This is a genomic window from Salinivibrio sp. KP-1, assembly GCF_000968645.1.
GTDB classification, from domain to species: Bacteria; Pseudomonadota; Gammaproteobacteria; order Enterobacterales; family Vibrionaceae; genus Salinivibrio; species Salinivibrio siamensis.
Genome location: NZ_LAQR01000003.1, coordinates 149,398 through 164,696, shown reverse-complemented (window position 1 = coordinate 164,696; position 15,299 = coordinate 149,398). Strand labels below are relative to the sequence as shown.

Annotated in this window: 20 protein-coding genes; 2 read left to right on the top strand and 18 right to left on the bottom strand. The window is 51.6% G+C overall.

The window, feature by feature from the left end; genetic code table 11:
- Positions 1-25: 25 nt before the first annotated feature.
- Positions 26-469 (bottom strand): zinc uptake transcriptional repressor Zur, encoded by a 444-nt coding sequence (gene zur / locus WN56_RS07065; protein WP_046074361.1) that lies wholly within the window; start codon positions 467-469, stop codon positions 26-28.
- Between the two features lie 282 nt (positions 470-751).
- On the opposite strand from zur, the gene azu reads away from it, so the two are divergent.
- Together azu and WN56_RS07055 are read left to right on the top strand one after the other, a co-directional pair.
- Positions 752-1,198: an azurin gene (gene azu, locus WN56_RS07060; RefSeq protein WP_046074360.1), complete on the top strand. Its 447-nt coding sequence runs from the start codon at positions 752-754 to the stop codon at positions 1,196-1,198.
- Between the two features lie 104 nt (positions 1,199-1,302).
- The gene (locus WN56_RS07055) at positions 1,303-2,235 is read left to right on the top strand and encodes a glycosyl transferase family 90 (RefSeq protein ID WP_046074359.1); all 933 of its coding nucleotides are present in this window, start codon (positions 1,303-1,305) and stop codon (positions 2,233-2,235) included.
- A gap of 916 nt (positions 2,236-3,151) precedes the next feature.
- On the opposite strand, the gene WN56_RS07050 is transcribed toward WN56_RS07055, so the two are convergent.
- From WN56_RS07050 to WN56_RS06970, 17 genes are all read right to left on the bottom strand, one after another.
- On the bottom strand, positions 3,152-3,883 hold the full coding sequence (locus WN56_RS07050; RefSeq protein ID WP_046074358.1) for a hypothetical protein: 732 nt from the start codon (positions 3,881-3,883) through the stop codon (positions 3,152-3,154).
- Complete coding sequence (locus WN56_RS07045) at positions 3,874-4,560, bottom strand: hypothetical protein (RefSeq protein ID WP_046074357.1); 687 nt, start codon at positions 4,558-4,560, stop codon at positions 3,874-3,876. Before WN56_RS07045 ends, WN56_RS07050 begins: the two co-directional genes overlap by 10 nt.
- The gene (locus WN56_RS07040; RefSeq protein ID WP_046074356.1) at positions 4,557-5,102 is read right to left on the bottom strand and encodes a hypothetical protein; all 546 of its coding nucleotides are present in this window, start codon (positions 5,100-5,102) and stop codon (positions 4,557-4,559) included. The genes WN56_RS07045 and WN56_RS07040 overlap by 4 nt, the downstream gene beginning before the upstream one ends.
- Before the next feature lie 3 nt (positions 5,103-5,105).
- The gene (locus WN56_RS16535; RefSeq protein ID WP_052708037.1) at positions 5,106-5,711 is read right to left on the bottom strand and encodes a hypothetical protein; all 606 of its coding nucleotides are present in this window, start codon (positions 5,709-5,711) and stop codon (positions 5,106-5,108) included.
- Positions 5,712-5,719: 8 nt separating this feature from the next.
- Positions 5,720-7,510, bottom strand: coding sequence for a phage tail protein (locus tag WN56_RS16745; protein ID WP_082084430.1), 1,791 nt, complete (start codon positions 7,508-7,510; stop codon positions 5,720-5,722).
- Positions 7,507-8,121, bottom strand: coding sequence for a phage tail protein (locus WN56_RS07025; protein WP_052708036.1), 615 nt, complete (start codon positions 8,119-8,121; stop codon positions 7,507-7,509). The genes WN56_RS16745 and WN56_RS07025 overlap by 4 nt, the downstream gene beginning before the upstream one ends.
- Complete coding sequence (locus tag WN56_RS07020) at positions 8,108-9,295, bottom strand: baseplate J/gp47 family protein (RefSeq protein ID WP_046074355.1); 1,188 nt, start codon at positions 9,293-9,295, stop codon at positions 8,108-8,110. Before WN56_RS07020 ends, WN56_RS07025 begins: the two co-directional genes overlap by 14 nt.
- Entirely contained in the window at positions 9,288-9,617 is a 330-nt protein-coding gene (locus WN56_RS07015; protein WP_046074354.1) for a DUF2590 family protein, read from the bottom strand. The genes WN56_RS07020 and WN56_RS07015 overlap by 8 nt, the downstream gene beginning before the upstream one ends.
- Complete coding sequence (locus WN56_RS07010) at positions 9,614-11,740, bottom strand: phage tail tape measure protein (RefSeq protein ID WP_046074353.1); 2,127 nt, start codon at positions 11,738-11,740, stop codon at positions 9,614-9,616. Before WN56_RS07010 ends, WN56_RS07015 begins: the two co-directional genes overlap by 4 nt.
- 188 nt (positions 11,741-11,928) lie before the next feature.
- A complete protein-coding gene (locus WN56_RS07005) occupies positions 11,929-12,189 on the bottom strand; it encodes a putative phage tail assembly chaperone (protein WP_046074352.1) in 261 nt (86 codons plus the stop codon).
- Complete coding sequence (locus WN56_RS07000; protein ID WP_369795694.1) at positions 12,186-12,389, bottom strand: hypothetical protein; 204 nt, start codon at positions 12,387-12,389, stop codon at positions 12,186-12,188. Before WN56_RS07000 ends, WN56_RS07005 begins: the two co-directional genes overlap by 4 nt.
- Before the next feature lie 7 nt (positions 12,390-12,396).
- Positions 12,397-12,738: a hypothetical protein gene (locus tag WN56_RS06995; RefSeq protein WP_046074350.1), complete on the bottom strand. Its 342-nt coding sequence runs from the start codon at positions 12,736-12,738 to the stop codon at positions 12,397-12,399.
- The gene (locus WN56_RS06990) at positions 12,713-13,303 is read right to left on the bottom strand and encodes a lysozyme (RefSeq protein ID WP_046074349.1); all 591 of its coding nucleotides are present in this window, start codon (positions 13,301-13,303) and stop codon (positions 12,713-12,715) included. Before WN56_RS06990 ends, WN56_RS06995 begins: the two co-directional genes overlap by 26 nt.
- Complete coding sequence (locus WN56_RS06985; RefSeq protein ID WP_046074348.1) at positions 13,290-13,502, bottom strand: hypothetical protein; 213 nt, start codon at positions 13,500-13,502, stop codon at positions 13,290-13,292. The genes WN56_RS06990 and WN56_RS06985 overlap by 14 nt, the downstream gene beginning before the upstream one ends.
- Positions 13,503-13,510: 8 nt before the next feature.
- The gene (locus WN56_RS06980) at positions 13,511-13,723 is read right to left on the bottom strand and encodes a TraR/DksA C4-type zinc finger protein (RefSeq protein ID WP_046074347.1); all 213 of its coding nucleotides are present in this window, start codon (positions 13,721-13,723) and stop codon (positions 13,511-13,513) included.
- Positions 13,723-14,178 (bottom strand): phage protein, encoded by a 456-nt coding sequence (locus WN56_RS06975; protein ID WP_046074346.1) that lies wholly within the window; start codon positions 14,176-14,178, stop codon positions 13,723-13,725. Before WN56_RS06975 ends, WN56_RS06980 begins: the two co-directional genes overlap by 1 nt.
- On the bottom strand, positions 14,178-15,299 hold the full coding sequence (locus WN56_RS06970) for a DUF2586 domain-containing protein (protein WP_046074345.1): 1,122 nt from the start codon (positions 15,297-15,299) through the stop codon (positions 14,178-14,180). The genes WN56_RS06975 and WN56_RS06970 overlap by 1 nt, the downstream gene beginning before the upstream one ends.

The window sequence follows — 15,299 nt, the reverse complement described above, 5'->3', positions numbered from 1 at the left end:
AATGTCCGTCCTAATCAATTCAGTATTAGTGAGCTAGGCATTGTGCGCAGGTACCATGGGTTTCAATCACGTGATGTTGGACCTCAAACCCCATTGTTTGCGCCTTTTCACGCAACGCCTCAGAAAGCTCCTCAGTGTGACACTCTTCCACGGTGCCGCATTGATCACAGATGAGCAGTTGGGAGCAGTGCCCCTGGTGGCCAAGATGACAACAAGCGATATAGCTATTGGTTGACTCCACCTTATGCACAAACCCCTGCGCTAACAGAAAGTCTAGCGCACGATAAACCGTTGGTGGTTTGGCTTGTGGCTCTGTTTCACGCAGCTCGTCTAGCAGCTCATAGGCGGTGATCGCACGTGAATAGTTGGCGATAATCTCGTAAACGCGCGTCCGCTGCGGCGTTAATCGCACGCCGCGTTGCTCGCAAAGCTGCTGTGCGCGGTGCAGTAACCCAGTGGTGTTGGTCATAGCGCCTCAAAGTGCTAACAGTCAGTCAGTTATCTTACCATAGCTGTATAACATCGCACCCCACCTATCGTCATCCTATGCGCTTTGCCACAAGTGTAAATAGGTAGTCCAATATCACTTGATCGCGATCAGTTACCCTACAGTAATGATAGAAGTAAAAATAAAAACCAATCAGTCGATTTTTGAATCGGCTAACTGTTTTGCGCTGTCATGTCAGTATGATGACAGCGTGCCACAGGCATTAAAAACATACCTTTACATCCATAATAGGAGTATGTACCGATGAAAAAACTGTTAGCCCTCGCCGCCCTGGCGTTCGCGTCTGTTTCAACGCAAGCGGCTGCCAATGAGTGTGAGTTAACTGTCACCACCGGCGATAAAATGGCCTACGACCAGTCATCGTTGTCCGTACCAGCAAGCTGCAGCGAAGTCACGTTAACGCTGGAGCATCAAGGCTCAATGCCTGTGACCTCTATGGGCCACAACTGGGTGCTGTCGGAAACGTCTAACCTGCAAGATATCGCCATGAAAGGCGCCGGTGCCGGCGCAGATAACGACTATCTGCCACAAGGCGACGATCGCATCTTGGCACACACTAAGCTGATTGGCGGCGGTGAAAGCACCACCATCACCTTCTCAACCGAAGGTTTGCAAGGCAAAGACTTAACCTATTTCTGCTCATTCCCAGGCCACTGGACTGTGATGAAAGGCAAATTCACCATCGAATAAGTCTTGTCGCGAGAGAGCACATCGTTCGGCTCTCTCGCCCATTTCATACCCTCGTCATCTTGCTCAACTAGGCTTTCCTGCATATGGATTGACGGAGCAAGGCCGTGAATAAACTCCGCTACTATAGTTATAACTTGGCACTCAATGCGATCCCTAATGATTGGTATCGCACTTGGATGCGCAGGCAACTTTTCCCCACTTATCAGCAACATCAATCCGATATCGACCAGCGCGTCAGCTACTATAACCGTTTGAATGCGCCATTTTGTTTGTCTGAGCAATATTGCGATCATCAGACGGGCCGTGTGAGACAAGATCAAGGCTCGGTATATTTTCTCGATATATTGCGGGTAATGCGCTGGTTCCCAAATGGTTTGTTTCTGCATTACTTAGGCGGCGATGTGACACAACCGCCGCCCACGCCAGCATTCGTGAAAAGCCGACCGATTCATGGCGACAATCAAAACGCCGTCCTGCTCAAGCTCAACGCGGTGCGTCACTTCCAATTTATTAATGATCCTGTGCCGTTTGGGCAAAAACGCGATAGCGCGGTATGGCGTGGGCGCTGCTTCAATCACAAGCGCCGCCAGCTTCTTCAGCGCTTTTACACGCATCCAACCATTGATGTCGGGGATACACGCCCCGTGAATGATACTGACCAAGCCTATCGAAAAGCCCCGCTGACACCGCAAGCGCAGCTACAGCATAAGTTTATTCTCAGTGTGGAAGGGAAAGACGTTGCCACCAACTTAAAATGGATAATGTCCTCCAACTCGCTTTGCTTGTCACCCCCAATGGAATATGAAACTTGGTTTATGGAGGGCCAATTAATCCCTGGAGTCCACTATGCCGAGGTCAACGCCGATTTTTCCAACCTAGAGGCAGTCATCGACTACTACCTCACTCATCCACATGAAGCACAAGCGATCATCAACAATGCTCATCAATGGGTAAACCAATTCCGCGACCGACAAAAAGAGGCGGTGATCAGCTACTTAGTGGCAGAGAAATACTTTCGGATTTCGCAGCAGCGCTAGGAGAAAAGGGTCGCCATCTACTTTAGGTCATTACAGCCGCGTTTCTATTTCAAACCCTTCACGTTCACCTGTTCTGCTTAAATCTTACCGGTGCAATGTGTATAATCCGCGTCCGCCTGTCGAAAATGACCGTCGTTCAACGTAATTGCAGAGATTCGAGACCATGACTAACCCCAGCAAAACCGCCGCCAGCCCTGATGTGACGCCTAAAACGGTGATGCAGCGTTTCTCTGTTGCACCCATGTTGGATTGGTTTTACTGATTAATAAAAACAGTGCTTTATGGCAAAAGGGGTACTCATAGGGAGACTGTAAACCTGCTCTTTTTATCTGGTCTCCCTCGGTATCCCTAATAGTCCCCCTTAACACGTTTTTTGTTTGGACAAACAGCAACTCGCTCAGCGTTGCGATTAATTGAAATTTTGTTTTACCTCCAAACCGCTCTCGATAACGCGCCAGCTCTGGCCTTACCGCCTCTTCTCAAGATCGTTTATTCGCTGCGTTAGATCGTTGCAATTGTGACGAAAAACACGAGCACCCTATACCAATCAATAGTTTACAAACACTATCGCGATCTTTTGGGATCTTTTTTTTGCAATTAACTGAAAATTTTTTCAATTTTTGAAATTTTGGATTAGACGCCAAACCCCAGTATTTGCGGGGTCTGGCGCTATATTTTTGCACTCGGGATTATTGCGAAATTTTTTACATCGAAAACGTCGCGGGCGGGGAGGAGGAGTGCGGATTCCGTCACGTGGACGCTCTGTTACGTGGGTTTCGTGCGCGCTTTCTGGCGTGTGATGGCGTGTTTATGGCTTTGGTGCGTGGATAGGTCGGTGAGCGGTTAGCGCTGCTGTGTGGCGTTGTTAGGCGCGTAAAAAAGCGCACCGTTTGGTGCGCTCGTGATCCTTTGCGGGTTACTTGGTGATGGGGTCTAGGCGGTCTTTCAGTTTTGTTGAGTCTTTGCCGTGGCCGGTGAATGTGGCGGCTTGATGTGGCGCGCTAGTTGGTGCACCAGTCTCGGGGCTTCTGTGCGTGTGGCTTGCGCATGTGTTTGATAGTTCGGTGACGACTTGCATTAGCTCGCTGAGTAAACGCAGCACGTTCTCTTGCTCGGAACCAAACCAGCTTTTGGGGCTGCGGTGGTCTTGTTCTGTTTGCGCGCGTACTTCGCGTAAGTCGCAGTGCAGTTGCGCTAGCTTGTCTGTGATGCTGCGAAAGTTTCCCTGTTGGTCAACAAGGTGGTAAACGCCTTGGCGCTGTTGGTATCGGCTTTCTCCCTCTTTGATGGCTGGCAACTTCCAGCCCAGCGGGAGCACGGTACGAATAAAGGGTTTGTCTGGCTGGCCAAAAATAAAGCCTAGCTCGACGATGGCACCGATGTTTGGCGGTTCTAGTCGGCCTGCATGATCCCCGATGCCGGGCACGGGGAGTGGCACTGCTTGCAGCACTGGCTTATCCAGCTCGCGGCCTTTTTCGTCGAGTAGTGCAATATCGGCGGCATAGTGCGGATAGAACCGATCGGACAAATCGCCCTCGCTCGGTAGCTCAGGTAGTGCGACGACTTTACCCCAGCGCGGCACGTGCCATTTGCCTGTCAATTCAGGGAACAGGCGGTAGATGATGCGCTTTATTGCTTTTACATCCATTCGAGCACCGTTTCTGTTTTGATGTGTTCAACTTTTTGCAAACGGCGGCCGTTGACGATTGCCCCCGGCTTTACGTGGGGAACGCACGAAAGTTTTGCGGATTTTTTTCCGTTGTGCGGCTGCATGATGCTTGCCGGAATACTGACTGGTTTGGATGCCCAGTAGCTATCTTGATAGCTGCCTACGTAGATTTGGCCATTGCCTTGTTGCTGCCAGAATAAATCCGGCACGCTGAACGCCTGCTCTATTTCATCCATGATGCGATAGCCGTTGCCAACCGAATAAAAGCAGGGGATGGCGCTTTGGCTGTATGCGCGTTCCGGTACGACGAACTGCAAGCCGGTTTGTTCGGTGACATTGCTGAGTGTTTGCATCAGTGTCGGGTGGCGTATGATCACATCTAGTGGGTGATAGAGCATCGCCGCTAGTTCGCGACAAAAGATGCGTGTGTAGCCCTCAGCTTCTCGTGTTGTGCGTTCGATAAAACCGATAAACGTGCGCTTAACGCTTTCACCCCAGCCCATGTCGATTGCCACAATCGCGTTTTTTTCTGGCTCGGCTTTTACGGTGAGCATTGCGGTGCCGGGGCTGTTGTAGTTAAACGTTAGCCGGTGGCTGCTAACGTTTACTTTCTGTTTGCCCACGTAGGCTTGGATGACAAAGCGTTGGTTGTTCATGCTAGCGCCTCATCGAGTTTTTTTAGCAAGCCCATGAACCCGGTCAGCTCCACGTCGGTACCTGGTGGCACATCGGCTTGTGCGGTGGCTTCACCGCTCTCCACCGGTGTTGTCGCGCCATCCACTTTTTGTTGCTGTGCTTTTTTATCGTCCTCGCGCTGCTCTTGTCGTTCGGGCACGCTGTGATGCTCCACCAACTCAAAGCTGATCATCCACTGGCGTTTTTGGGCATCTTCTTGCGCCGTGATTGTGCCTTGAAACTTCACTTCTCGAATTTTGACTGTTTTCGCGGTGCGGTTTTGGATGCGATAAATCTTGCGGGCACCTTTATCTTTTGCGCTGGCCAACGCGAACAGCTGGCTTAGTGCATTGTGCTCTGCATAGTTCAGCGTGCCAGTGACGGCTAGCACCTTAGCTTTATCGCCTGTTTCGGCTTGGTCTGTTGATGCTGATTGGCCTGACATGTCGTCACCCGCCAGGCGATGCCTAGCGGTGACTTTTAGGTTTTTCAGCTGAATAGGAGTGCCAGATAGTGAGAGCATGGATTACTCCTGTGCTGGCGCATCCAACGGTGAAATAGGGCGCGTCTCACCATCTCGGATGTACGGGTTGCCGTTGTCGTCAGTTGATGTGTAGTTGCGTAGCTGTTGTGCGTACTGCGACCATTGGTCAACAGTTGCTTTTGCGCGCGGGTCGCTTGTCCAGTGATACATCAGCTGTACTTCTACTTTGTCGAGCTCGGATTTAACCCATGCGTGCTCTTCGCGCGCTCGTTGCAGTGCGCGTTCTTCTTGGGTTGAACCGGGGTCATCTAACAGCCCGTTCGCGGGTACATCCTCACCCAGCTTGTCGATTACATGCTTTGACCGATCGGCTAGCCAGTATTCGGTACCGCGTTTATCGAGCATCGATTCCCATTTGCCATGCTTGCCGCCGATACGAACGGCAACATGATCAGATTCAAGCTCGGGTAATGGTTCTACTGTGGCATTACCGGGCACAAGCCAGTTTTTGTCATCTAGCGGGTCGGGTTCCGCTGTGCCTGTGCCGATATACTCGCCCGTTTTATAGTGGAAGTAGTAGATTGCAATAGGCTCGCGCGGTGGCACTTGAATTTGTTGTTCTTCAACTTGAGTATTTATGTTCCCCATTGTGCCTCCTAGTACCTAAGCCATGCGACAAGTGCAACGTTTCGAGGTCGAGTTTCAGAGCCTCCGAAATTATCAACTCTATACTCCCCTCGATCGGTTCCATTTGTGTCACCACCGACTATTTTTCTCCCTCCTGTAGGATCAAAGTCACTCAATCCGTACATTCGATAGTCATGGTTATGTTCTTTTAATTCATCACTTTGAAAAGTTCCCGATTCACGACCAGCATCAACTCCCCGGCCATCATCTGCTACACGGAAAAAGTCACCGCGGTAATCTGGTGTTGTGAACGTCGAGGAGCCATCTCCGGTGCCGTAGCATGGGGCGTATGTTTCTGGGTCTTGATCTTTCAGTGATTCATCAACCAGCGTTCCGCTGTCTTGCGCGAATTGCCAAAGCTCTGCATAGGCTGTACGTGATAGCTCGACGCGGGCGGGCTTGATCCATCGGCCTTTTGGTTTCTGTTTGCCGGAGCTCCAAAGCACAAAGCCGACCATGTCTAGCGCGTCGTTCACACCCTTAGATGTCACATATCTTTTGTCGTTAGTGCCTTGCAGAAGTTCTGCGGTATTGGCTTTGTCGTTTTCGGACGTAATTTTTATCCAGAATCCGGGGGTTGACTCCCTACCAAAGAAAGCGTTTCCGTTTTCATCAATGGTGACTGCTGACTGAGTACCTGCGCTTCTGTTAATCCAAATAACCTCACCGTTAGTTGATGAGGGCTTATTAGTGCAGTTATCTGCGTATCTATAAAATCCTGTTGGCTTTGGATTGGTCAAGGATTTGTAGGACAAAATGTTTTCATTGAATTCGGATGACCCTAAACCATACTGATTAAACGCGGCATGCACCCCCTCAGCATCCGTCATTTTGCCTTTTTTGCCTTGCTTGGCTTCTTCGATGGTCGCGATGGCGGATTTGGGGATGTACTGGCTGTGAGGATCTTCAGCATCTAAGTGCGCTTGCAGGCCGCCGCGTTGGCGCAGGTCTTCGATACTGCCGTCGCTGTTGATGCGGGCCAGCTTGGTTACGTAGTGGGGGCGGCCGTTTTGGGCGGTGTAGTCGGTGAGTTCGTCATTGCTGGCGACGATATCGAACAAGTTTTCCCAATCAGATAGGGCGGTACCGTCGCGGTAAGCGTCGATATATAGCGTTTTGGGTTTATCGGCAACGGTTTGCACTAACGTATCGTTGAGCGCAACACGCAACCCGCCGATATACACCACACCAGGTGCTATTAGGTATTTGTTTGCGTCAACGTCATGGCGGGTCACGGCAAAGCCGTCAACAAATGCGGTGTGCCCGTAGTTGTCGAGATTTACCAAGCGTAAGTCTTCATCCATTCCGCGTAATCGGGCGCTGTAGTCAATCTGCCACGTCTCCGCATCAATGGTCACATTGCCTGCGGCGGCGGCGCCGTCGAACTGCATCATTAGCGATTTGGTCAGCGCCATGCCGACTTCTTTGGTTTCCGTCGCTTTGTGAACAATTACCCCACAACTTTCCGGCACGTTCTTATCACGCAAGAACATAGCGTTGAATTGAAAGGGGGCGACGGTGCCGGGGATCACCACGGAATAGACCACCGCGTTATCGCCAGATTTACCGATTTGGTCAACGTCTTGCTGATAGACCCATTGCCCCACAGGCGGCAGTGAGCTGTTTCGGTCGATGGGTGCGCTTGGGTCTAAATCGGGAATCATCGCAAAGACGACTTCGTTTAAATCCGTCGGCTTGTTGAGTGATGTTTTATTCTGGAGGTACTTTTCAAACTCCAGCGGGATTGCCGTTTGGCTCATTGTTTACTCTCCAGTGTTGCGATAAAGAGTTGCTGGTTATGTTCAAAGGCACGTTCGCGGCCGTTGAGCGTTACTTGGTTTAATGCGCTGGCTGTACAGAGCTGAAACGCATGTGAGAATTGATAAGTGCGTAGCGATAGCGCCACTGGATAGGTGACGTTGAATCGATAGCGGCGACAAGTACGCCCGTATTGCCGGATCATTGCGTTCATCAACCAGCTTTTTTGTGCGAGGTCGCCGTCTGCGGTTTCGATGGTTACCACGTCCCATTGAACAGGGTCTTGCCGTTCGTGAATGGCTATCCAATCAATCCCGAGCTTTTCAAACATGTTGTGGAACCCGTCCACCTCGCCACCATGACGCGCGAATTCATAGGCATACGCGACACGAATACGGAATATTTCTTCCGGCTCGCGCTCGAGCGGGGAGATGTCACGCTGCCAAGCTAGCAAGCGCACCAATGGCATTGGCGCGGTCAGTGGGTCGTGCTGCTGCAATGGCATTTTGAGTGCTGCCTCAACATGACCCCAATACGCGCGCAACCCTTTGGCGAACTTAGTAAGCTCGCCGCGGCCCATCCAGAACTTGAATTTGATATCAGGTAGACGCAATGGTGACCTCCAGCGTGCGAATGCGTGGCACGTTCATCGCGGTGATAATGTCGCTGTTTTCAAAATCCAGTGATTGAATGCCCGTGAAATTGGCGTGCAGCTCTTTACCCAGCATCGAGAATGAAAAGCGGCTCAATGGCTCGGTGCGTGTTACGTCAAAATCGGTATTTTCTCGGAACGCACAATGGATCAGCTGCTCGATATTGGCTTTTAGCTTGATGCGTTCATCATCGGTAAGTTCTGGCTCTGGCCACACAGTGACGCGCACATCCGTATCGGTTTTGGGTAGCGCTTTTATCAGCAAATCATCACCGTGCCCGCGCTGGCCGTTATCTTGAATGTGCTTGTTTAGCATGGTCAGCATGTCGGGCGATGGGTCGCCCGTATCTAGCAAAATATAGGCGTTTGCTGTGCCGGGGCCACGCGGCGCATTGTGCTCGAAATAGATGTTGTCATCTTGAATGCCGGCTTTTTCCATTAGCAGCGAACGATAGGCCGCATCGATATGCCACTTGGCCACTGCCGACCACTGATTACGTACCCGCAATCGCAGTTCGTCGTCGCTTTCTTCATCGGCGCCTGCATCATCTAGCCAGTCATCAGTATTCGTGACCGCGCCAATGCCGTTAACGGACTCAGGCAAAATGTGGTAATACCCGCCACCAAGGTTATAAGCTGCGCCCGCGTGTTCGGCTTCCACTGGGGCGGATATGGTCTGCTGGTCTTCGGGTAGGGTCACGTCTTCCGTCACGCGCACACGATAAATGGTGCCGTTGATGGGCTCGGTTTGTACCCATGTATCTTTGGGGATGATCAGCGCGGGCCCTTTCGCTGCTGCACGCTGAAACACGACTTTGCCGCGCGCTTTAAAGGCAGGCTTAGGCTTAATGCGTACCGCCCATGCCATCATCTTTAGCCATTCACCGGTGGAGGTGGCCAAGAACATATTTGGCAGGATGTAGCCAACCAGCAAAGTGTTAATCAACCAGGTTGTGCATACAATCACGGCTTGTTCAATCATGCGCCAGAACGGTGAAAAGCGGCTGTCGTTGTTGATTGTCGAGCCGGCTTTTTCCATCTCATCTTGCAGCACTTTGCGCCATGCTTTTGCATCGGTGGGTATACCTGCCTCTTTGACGATTTTCTTATAATCCGGTTTTGGGATATCAGCCATTCAGCACCTCTAATTCCATCTCGCCAAAGTCTTGAGTGATTGCGAATATCCAGAGTTTGCCGAGCTCTGGCTCTTCAATGCGCACGGTACCCGGCACAATGCGCTTGTCTTCTTCAACCAGCAGTTCGATTTGCGTTTTAATGTCTTCACGACGGGCGCGGGACTTCTCGCCGACTAAATCCACGGCATAACCCGATTCGATGATCGCGTGCTTAATGTCTTGCGCGATAACTGCACGGTCTTGAATCATCACGGGGTTGCGGCCGTCATCGAGTACCACATCACCGTTTTCAATTAGAATGTCTTGATAGAGATAACTCATGGCGTGTTCATCTCCAGTTCGGTGGCGAGGTCTTGCGGATTGTTCATTTGCTGGGCGTAAATGCTGACACCGCCATAGTGGGTGGCGTTGGTTTGATAACTCGCCATGGCACGAGCCGCACCACCGCGTTGCACTTGGTTGCGTGGGGTGGCACTTGCAACGGCTTGCACTTTTTTACCCGGCTGCTCGTCGTCATCGCCTAAGCCGGGTATCCAGCTAACGAGGTCTTTGGCTTCTTCGATGACGCCATCAAACATGCTGGTTAACCAAGCAAACATGTCATCAAAAGCAGCTTTAATGTCGTCAGTTATCTGGAATAGGAAATCGAACCCTGACACGTCTTGAAAACCTGACAGCACCCATTGCCAGCCAGCGGATACAAATTTGAAGAGGTAGCTGAAAGCGCGCAGCGCTACACCGATGCTGAACACAAACCCTGAGAACAGATACACCACGCCAGTTCGAATCACATCGAGCAGATAAATAAAGGGTTGAAATGCCTGAATGATTGCTTTGAAGACGAACGAAGCGACCTGCCACAGCAATTTAATGACAAAGACAATGCCTTTACCTATTCCCATGATGATGTATCCAATCAAGGTCAGGATAGGCTTCATGGCATCGAACAATGCGCGGCATGCGGCTACCGCCTCTTGGCCAAAGAAATCGAAAGCTTGGAAAATAACGGTATCACCGAATGCGGCGCGTAAATCATCCCAGTAATAGATTAGCGCTCCAACCGCGGCGATAGCGGCTGCGATGCCAGCAACAATCCACATGATAGGGTTAGCCATCATCGTTAAATTGACTACTGATATAGCCTTAGTTAGCAACGGTAAAATACCAAGCAGCGCACTGGTAACTCCGCCAGCTATCTTGGTTGCCATACTCCAAGTGAGCATTACTTGTGTTCCAATGCCCATCATCAACGTGGCAGCACCGCCGGCGGCGGCGAGGCCAAAGAACGCCAGCGTGGCATAGCCAATGTATTTAGTGAGGTTGGGGAATAGCTCTGTCCATTTGATGATCTCGCCAGCTCCATCGGCCAGTGATGACAGCACGGGTACCAGTGAGGGCAGCAAAGCCGCGCCAAAGGCGGTACGAATGGCAAAGATACCTTGCTCCATCCGTTCCCATTGGTCGGTCATGTCTTTGGCCATGTTGATGGCGGTATCCAGCGTGGATGCCTCGTTTAAGTCACTAACGCTGGACTGCAAATCTTTGGTTTTGTTAATGAGGTCGGTCACCACTAGAACGGCTTCATCCGAACCAAACGCCTTTTTGATTTGTGCTATTTCCATGGCATCGAGATCACCAAACTGGTTGCGCAGTTTGTTCATGATCTCGTACATGGGGAGCATCTTGCCGTTGGAGTCGGTAAACGCCATGCCTAACTGGTCTTGTGCTTTCACTACGCCATTCAAGAATGCCTTGTAACGCGTACCTGCTTCGCTGCCTGACATACTGCCTTGCAGCAACCCAAGCACAGACATCTGCTCTTGAATCGCAATGCCTTGGCTTTTACCTAACGCGCCAACCGATTTAAAGGCATCCGACATTCCTTGCCCGGTGGTTTTAAACATCTCCACCGATTTAGCGGTCATGCCTGCGAGCTGTTGCGCCCAGTTGTCTTTGCCAATCGCTTCGGCTTGGTCTTTGAACACCGAGTACATGGTGCCCATGTAGCTGGTAATTGTCGCCGCATCTGCCTTGGTCGCTGCCGCTAATATCGCACTGCTGCGCGTAACACCTGCGAGTTCGTCACCGCTTAGCGCGCCCATGGCTGACTTAATGTCATAACTCGCGCCCACGAACTCGGTTGCAGACTTGCCGTATTCGACACTGAATTTGAGTGCGGTTTGTGTCAGTTGTTTGAGTTTGTCATCCGCTACGCCAAGTGATTTCACCTCACCCAGCGCGCGGTCCATCTCGATGGCTGGCATCATGGCACGTTGTAACGCATAACCAGACGCCACCATGCCGGCCGCACCTGATGCCATAGTGTAACTAGCATCGCGGTAGCCCTCGGTGAATTGGTTCATCTGGCGCCGGATATTACCGAGCGGCTTGCTGATTTGGTCAACAAGCCCAACGGTAAATCGCAGCGGTTCGGGTAAACTCATGCGTTAGCCTGTAAATCCTTTGGCAATGCCGTTTGCGGTGGCTGTTGCCATGTTCTGCCAGTATTCTTTCTCTAACCACATTGCGCGGGCGATATCTCGCTCGTTATCCTCGCCATGTGGTAGCCATTTACGTCGGTATGCGAGCAGCTTTGCTAGGTCGCTATGCTCAATTGCCGCGACCTGCTGCTCTATTTTTTTACCGCGATATCAACCTTTGGCGCGTACTCTTGCATTAACACCCCAGCAAGCTGAATCGCTGCCCCTGCGTTCTCTTCAGTGAGTTCGCGTAGTGCTGGCTTGCTGTCTTCGGTCGCGCTTTGCATTACAAAGTTATGCGCCGCATCCGAAATGTTGCCCTGGGCTACTTGTCCCATGTAATCCGCGTACAGCTCTGGAGTGGGTTCAAAATGGGTATCTGTGCCCGCGACGGTGAGTACGATTTTTTTCATTGGTCTTTCTCCGTTTGGTTGTTTCTGGCCTGCTGTTCACGCCAGTTCAAATAATCTTCAACTTGTCCAGCGCACTCACTGAGTGCGGCTTTCAGGTTGGGAATGTCTTCTGCAATCACCGCTGGCCATGTGCCGTTAACCGCTGGTTTATCGCAAGGAACGACCAGCCCCGCCGGTGGTAACTTGTTGACTACCCGCACCTCAGTTTCAGTAGTCTTGGCGCAGCCGCTCAGTAACATCAGAGGGAATAGCGCAGTGAATACCAGCGATGTTTTGTTTAATGGCTGCTTTGTTTTCACGTGTCTTTTCCTCTTTGGCTATGCTCTTTCGCTTGCGCTCGACAAGTAGTTGATTAGTTGCTGTTGCTTCTTCGCCTATCGTTTGCAGCTGTTCGGCGTGTGCGTCACGCTGCTGCTTTACACGTTCAAGCTCTTGCGCGAGTGATTGCTCTTGTTCGTGGCTGGCATCCAGCATCACCCATAGCACGATCACGGCTGCAATCAGCGCGACAATGCCTAGCCACTTAATTGCTCGCAAAGCACCGGGCATGTTCTTTTCCTCTGCGTATCACTAATCCGTTTAATCGCTGGCCACCGCCATACACCCACCGAGGCAACTCATTACAGGCTGCATCAAACTCACCGCGGATAATCTTGGTGTAAATCTGCGTTCTGCTGCCGTCACGGTTACGCATGAATCGCGTGCATCCCGTGTTGAAGCTGAATGAGACAAACGCATCGAATTGGCCTTGAGTCAGTGTTTGGCCACTTTTTTCCTCGGCGTTTTCGATGCAGCGTTCCGCGTCTTTGATGTTTGCTGCCCAGTCTTTGGCGACTTGCTCCAGCGATATCGCTTCACGCTTAACATCGTGCGTGTTGCCAATTCCATTGGTTGGCAATCCAGCAGGGCAGGTGTAGGGCTCCAGCCGGCACCCCTCCGCGTTACCGATGATTCTCAGCCCGGCAGGGCTGACGCGAAGCGATGCCACGTGTTGGTTTTCAATGACAACATCACCCACGGGCTCTGTTGCGGTTGTGGCGTCATAAACGGTTGAACCGGTCATGATCCCGATAACCGCGATGACAGAACAAATCGCTTTGTTAAGTTTCTTCATTGATAAAGATCCCCTTCTCGCGTGCGATTTTTTGCATTTTCCGCTTGTGCCAGATGTTCGCCGCTAGGGCGATAATGCCGACAATGATTGAAATCCACTGCTCAACACTCATCAGCCCGAGAAAGACACCGGTACCCGACATCAGGTATGTCAAATACGCGGTCAATTTCTCAAACCATTCGTGAAAGAGTTGGTTCATAGTGACTCCTACTCTCGGGCCGCTTGGCACTCGGGGCAGAACTTGCAACCCTTTATGCGCTCTCGCCGTGCGGCGGGGATTTCCTCGCCGCACTCAAGGCAATGCGTTTCGCTGTGCGCGTGTTGGTTTTGCGCACGGGCCGTGGTTGCCAGTTGCCGTTCCAGCGCCATTTTTTGGAATTGGGCTTCAACGCCGCTTGCATGATCAAATATGTCCGGCATTAGTTAACCAAGTCCTCTATCTCGTCTTCACGCAGATAGGGCACGCCGTTGATGTGAACAAAATCTGGGCTGGTCACTTCATAGGGGATCTTGTGCATCAGTGCGCTACCACCGTTGGCATCGACGTCGAGCAGGTCTGAGATTTTCAAGCGGATGCCAAACATCTCGACTTTCAACTCGTCTTTGTTTGTCTTGCCGTATCCCATGGCATCGAACTCTGGCAATGCGCGGAATGCGCCTGCGTTCTCTGCCGCTTTCATTAGCAAGTTAAAGTTGGTGGTGGTGAGCTCGATTTCGCCGGATGCTTCCACATCACCTTCCACCCAGCCATCGGGTACGCCGTTGGATTTATTGGTGGCGCTGTTATCAGTGATTGAACACGTCCATTTGCTGGCCACGATTTTCAGATCACCGATGTTAAAGCGCAGGTTCTTACCAGAAATAACAGTGCTCATTAGGCCTCCGCGTCTGCTGGGTTAGTCAGGTCAAGCGCAATGTTCACCACAATGTGCTTGGGACAGTTGTGCGGACGTACCAGCAAACCAATGTTCACCTTGGATTTGGTCATCCACTGAATGGACACATCACCATCGCGTGGTGGCATGATTTCGCCGGGGAACGTAATGCCGCCAATCTCGGTGGTTTTACTCATTTGGCGCATGTCTTTTGAGAAATACTGCTTGTTCATCTCAATCGAACGCGGAGTGGAGTTGAGGATCTTGTCACCGATGCGGCGAATGGCTTTAACACGCACACGACGGTTCAACTTATGAACAGGGCGAACGTACTCAATAAATTGGTAGTCACCGCCTTTGGCTTCGAGTGTTGTGCCATCACTCCAGTAGACACCCTCATAGTCGGGGTACCACTGCGGCACCGAGTAACGGACTTTGGCGAGAGCACCCAGTGTTGCCATTTCCAGTGGCTTCGCTTCGCTATCAACGGGTGCGGCGCCCAATGAGGTGACGGGCCCAGTTGCGACACGCATGGGCGTATCGGCCACTGTTACTGCGCGATTACATAAGCGGCCAGCGAGCACGCCCGCATTGTTACCATGCAGCTGCGGCACCGGTACCACCATGTTCGCGGCAACGTCTTTTACCAGCTCCACCATTGCGTTTGTGTATTCCGACCATGTTTGTGCGGCTTTATCGATGCCGGGCACAGCAGCAATAAAGAACTGCCAGCGTCCTAGTTTGGCGATCAGCGTTTTGTGCAGAGACTGCATCGCGTTAAAGTCGCTTTTATCGGTTGTAGGGTCGAGCAATACCACGCCCTCGAACGAGTCGTGATCGTTCGCTTGCTCAACGGCATCAACCCAGCTACCCGCTTCGGGCAAGCCGTAAATAGCGGCTGTCCAGTTTTGCCCGCCCTCGGTTTGCGCGGCTTTAATGTTTTCGCCCAGCACATCATCGGCAACCACTTCGTTGAGGTCGGTCATCGCGTTAACGCGCGTGAGCGTGTTTTGTAGCTCGGTTTTAGTGGTGGTGCCCACGAACAGCAAGTGCCGCTCGATTTCAGGGATGCCACCTTGGCCGAGGTTTAAGTTGTTTATCTGTACCTTGCCCAGTGCCAT